3 protein-coding genes and 1 pseudogene are annotated in these 3,863 nt (G+C 62.1%); all 4 read left to right on the top strand.

Going from position 1 to position 3,863, the window contains the following annotated elements; genetic code table 11:
• Positions 1 to 244, top strand: a pseudogene (locus tag B7X30_RS15045) (methyl-accepting chemotaxis protein); the annotation flags it as partial.
• A 50-nt stretch (positions 245 to 294) separates the two neighbouring features.
• Positions 295 to 2,004, top strand: a complete 1,710-nt coding sequence (locus B7X30_RS15040) for a methyl-accepting chemotaxis protein (RefSeq protein ID WP_286731688.1) — start codon at positions 295 to 297, stop codon at positions 2,002 to 2,004.
• A gap of 26 nt (positions 2,005 to 2,030) precedes the next feature.
• The gene (locus B7X30_RS15035) at positions 2,031 to 2,570 is read left to right on the top strand and encodes a chemotaxis protein CheW (RefSeq protein ID WP_286731685.1); all 540 of its coding nucleotides are present in this window, start codon (positions 2,031 to 2,033) and stop codon (positions 2,568 to 2,570) included.
• Between the two features lie 51 nt (positions 2,571 to 2,621).
• A partial coding sequence (locus B7X30_RS15030; protein ID WP_286731682.1) for a methyl-accepting chemotaxis protein occupies positions 2,622 to 3,863 on the top strand: 1,242 nt, incomplete at its 3' end.

Here is a 3,863-nt window from a genome sequence, read left to right as displayed (position 1 = left end):
GCAGCTCTCAGCCGTCACTCAACAGAACGCCTCGGCTTCGGAACAACTCGCGGCCACCGCAGAAGAGATGAATGCGCAGGCGCAGGCTTTGCAGGAAAGCATGGCGGGCTTCCGGCTCAGCCAGGAAACGCAGGTCACGGCGGCTAAAGCGGCCGTACGGCCTGCTGCGGGTAAGGCCCGGGCGGCTACCGAGGACAGCCTGCCGGTGCTCACGCAACTGCAGCCGGAGTTCGTGCGGTTCTAAATCTCAACACACCCATTCACCCACTCACCTTCCGTTCACAAGGAACTCTCATGCGATCCAGACAGGGCTTCAAGCTCGACATTCGCCGCAGCCTGTTGCTGCTATCCGCGCTGTTCATTCTCGGAATGATCGGCATCACCCTGCTCAATGTGAGCCGCTTGCAGTCGTCCATTCTGACCGAGCGCGAGTTCATGCTGCGCAACGCCACGCAAACCGCTGAGGGCGTGATTCAGTATTACTACCAGCAGGCGCAGGCCGGCAAGCTGACCACGCAGCAGGCCCAAACCCAGGCGATGGCCGCCGTCAAGGACATGCGCTACGGCGCAAAGAAAGACGGCTACTTCTGGATCACCACCGACACCACCCCGGTGCCAACCATGCTGATGCACCCCACGGTGCCCGCGCTCATCGGCAAGGTGCTCGATCTGCCCAAGTTCGACAACGCCACCGGCTATCGCCCCGGGCTGGAGGCCAAGCCGGTTGATACCGACGGCAAGATGAACCTCTACACCGCGCAGAACCTCGCGGCAAAAAATCCCGATGGCGGCATTTTCGAGTACCGCTTTCCCAAGCCCGTTGCGGGCGGCGGCGCCACCCAAGAGGCCTTCCCGAAAGTGGCCTACGCGATCAATTTCGCGCCTTGGCACTGGGTGATCGGCACCGGGGTGTATGTCGATGACGTGAGCGCGGCCGCTTGGGCTTACAGCACGCAGGGCCTCATCATCTCGGTCATCGGCATTGCCCTGCTGGTGGCGCTGGCGCTGTTCATCACCCGCCGCACCAACGCCTCGATGCGCAACGCCTTCGCTGTGTTTGCACGGCTTGAGCAGGGTGACTTGACGGTTCGCATGGACCGCCGCAGCAACGACGAAATCGGTCAGGTCATGGCCTCCGCACAAAAGATGATCGACCGTTTTACCCAGACCATCGGCTCGGTGCGTTCGTCGGCCGAGCAACTGCTCTCGGCGTCCACGCAGGTGTCGGCCACTTCGCAAAGCCTGTCGCAGTCGTCTTCGGAACAGGCCGCTTCGGTGGAAGAAACCTCGGCGACCGTCGAGCAGGCCGCTGCCTCGATACGCCAGAACGCGGACAACGCCTCTGCGGCCGATGCGCTCGCCCAACAGGTACTGCAACATGCCGACAGCAGTAAAACCGCCGTTGGGCAGGCTTCCACCGCCATGCAAACCATCGCGGATCGCATTTCTCTGATCGATGACATTGCGTACCAGACCAATATGCTGGCTTTGAATGCGGCGATTGAAGCGGCCCGCGCCGGAGAACATGGCAAGGGCTTTGCCGTGGTGGCCGCGGAGGTGCGCAAGCTGGCCGAGAAAAGTCAATCCGCAGCCAAGGAAATCGGCGATCTGGCCTCTACAACGGTCAAGCACGCCGATCACGCCACTCACCTGATTTCTGAATTGGTCACTCTGAAGACGAAGAACTACGGTCTCGTCCAGGAAATCTCCGCAGCGACCACGGAGCAGTCCACCGGCATGCAGCAGATCAATCAGGCCGTCGCCCAGCTCTCAGCCGTCACCCAGCAGAACGCCTCGGCTTCGGAACAACTCGCGGCCACCGCCGAAGAGATGAATGCGCAGGCCAGCGGTCTGCAAGACCTCATCAGCCAGTTCAAAACCGACGCCCAAGCGACGCCAGCCGTAGCCCAGTCGCGCACAGCAACGGCCCCCGCGCGCCGACCCGCTGCCACGCCGCGCCCCACCCTGGCTGCGGCCGGTGCGGGCGACTTCGTCAAATTCTGATCAGCCTATTTTCCAAGGAGCCCCATATGACGACCGCCATCGCGCATCCGTCTTTCACCCCTGCCCTGCAACTGGCGGGCAACGCCCAGCCCACCAGCGGCCAGTACCTGACCTTCACCTTGCAGAACGAGATCTATGGTCTGGACATTCTGCGGGTACGGGAAATTCTGGAATACACCCGCCCGACCACAGTGCCGATGATGCCGGCCTTTGTGCACGGCGTGATCAACCTGCGGGGCAACGTGGTGCCGGTAATCGATCTGGCGCAGCGCTTCGGCCGCGCGCCCACCGCCTTGCAGGCTCGCACCTGCATCGTCATCGTTGAAATCGAGGGCGAAGACGGGCCGCTGGCCATCGGCGTGCTGGTCGATGCGGTCAACGCCGTACTCGATATGGAAGCCGGCCAGATCGAACCGGCGCCGAGCTTCGGCACCGGCCTGCGGCAAGAGTTCATCCGCGGCATGGCGCGCACCGACGCCGGCTTCATCATCCTGCTCGATGTGGGCCGTGTGCTGTCGGTCGAAGACATGGCGGGTCTGGCCAGCGCCTCGCATATGGCCGCCTGATTTCTTTTTTAACCGATTTTTCTCCCCTCTTTTCATCGACCAGAGCACGCCATGACCCTCGCTTTGCATCAACGTCTTCAGTTCCGCATCCTTGCGCCGATCGCCTTGCTGGTGATCGTCGTGGTCGCCACCGGCTCGTTCCTGATGGTGCGCAACGCGCAACACAACGTCGGCGTGGAGATTCAACGTGAATCGCAGCAGCAGATGGGCGAAATCGTGCGCACGCTTGACATCACCAAGAATCTGCTCAACGAGCAGGTGCATGGCTCCATGCGCCTGCTGACCGAGCGTGGCGCGCAGCTCGGCGCGCCTTCGCTGGGCGCGCCAGTGGAGCTGGGCGGAAAAATGCTGCCCGATCTGCAGTTTGGCAAGACCAGCGAGGTCAACCAGTTCGGCCTGGTGGACGGCGTAACCAAGCTGTTTGGCGGCACCGCCACCCTGTTCGTGCGCAGCGGTGACGACTTTGTGCGCGTGAGCACCAATGTCAAAAAGCCGGACGGCACCCGCGCCATCGGCACCCTGCTCGATCCCAAAGGCAAGGTGATTGCCGACATCCGCGATGGCAAAGCGTTTTATGGCGTAGTGCAGATTCTGGGCAATCCCTACATCACCGGCTATGAGCCCATGCGCGACGCCAGCGGCAAAATCATCGGCATCTGGTACGTCGGCTACAAGGCGCAGATCGACGCCATCAAAAACGAAGTCAGCAAGCTGCAACTGCTGTATGGCGGCAATCTGGACGTGACCGACAAGTCCGGCAAAGTGATTTTCGCCACGTCCAATATGCCAGCCCAGATCAACCCGGACGACTGGATCACGTCATCGAAAGCCATACCCGGTTGGGGCTTCACCGTCACCACCCGTTACGCGAAATCCGTCGTTGCCAGCCACACCTGGGAGCGGGTTCTGCCCATTCTGATGGGTGGGTCGATCATGGTTCTGCTGATACTCGGCGTCACCGCCTTTCTTCTTCGCCGCCTGGTGATTCGCCCTCTGGCCGAAGCCGTTTCCGTCGCCCAGCGTGTCGCCGAAGGCGATCTGTCGGTGCGGGTGGCTTCCACCTCGAAGGATGAAACCGGGCAGTTGCTCGCTGCTTTGAGCGAGATGGTCGGGCGGCTGACTTCGGTCATCGGCTCGGTGCGTTCGTCTGCCGAGCAACTGCTCTCGGCGTCCACGCAGGTGTCGGCCACTTCGCAAAGTCTGTCGCAGTCGTCTTCGGAGCAGGCGGCGTCGGTGGAGGAAACCTCGGCCACGCTGGAGCAGGCGACCGCTTCGATTCGCCAGAACGCGGAT

The sequence above is a fragment of the Thiomonas sp. 13-64-67 genome (genome assembly GCF_002282795.1).
In the GTDB taxonomy this organism is placed as follows: Bacteria; Pseudomonadota; Gammaproteobacteria; order Burkholderiales; family Burkholderiaceae_C; genus Thiomonas; species Thiomonas arsenitoxydans.
This window is presented reverse-complemented; position numbering and strand designations above follow the sequence as displayed.

What these genes read in the sequence shown, in the direction of transcription:
- B7X30_RS15040 (WP_286731688.1), top strand. Translation starts at nt 295, where the DNA reads ATGCGATCCAGACAGGGCTTCAAGCTCGACATTCGCCGCAGCCTGTTG.
- B7X30_RS15035 (WP_286731685.1), top strand. Translation starts at nt 2,031, where the DNA reads ATGACGACCGCCATCGCGCATCCGTCTTTCACCCCTGCCCTGCAACTG.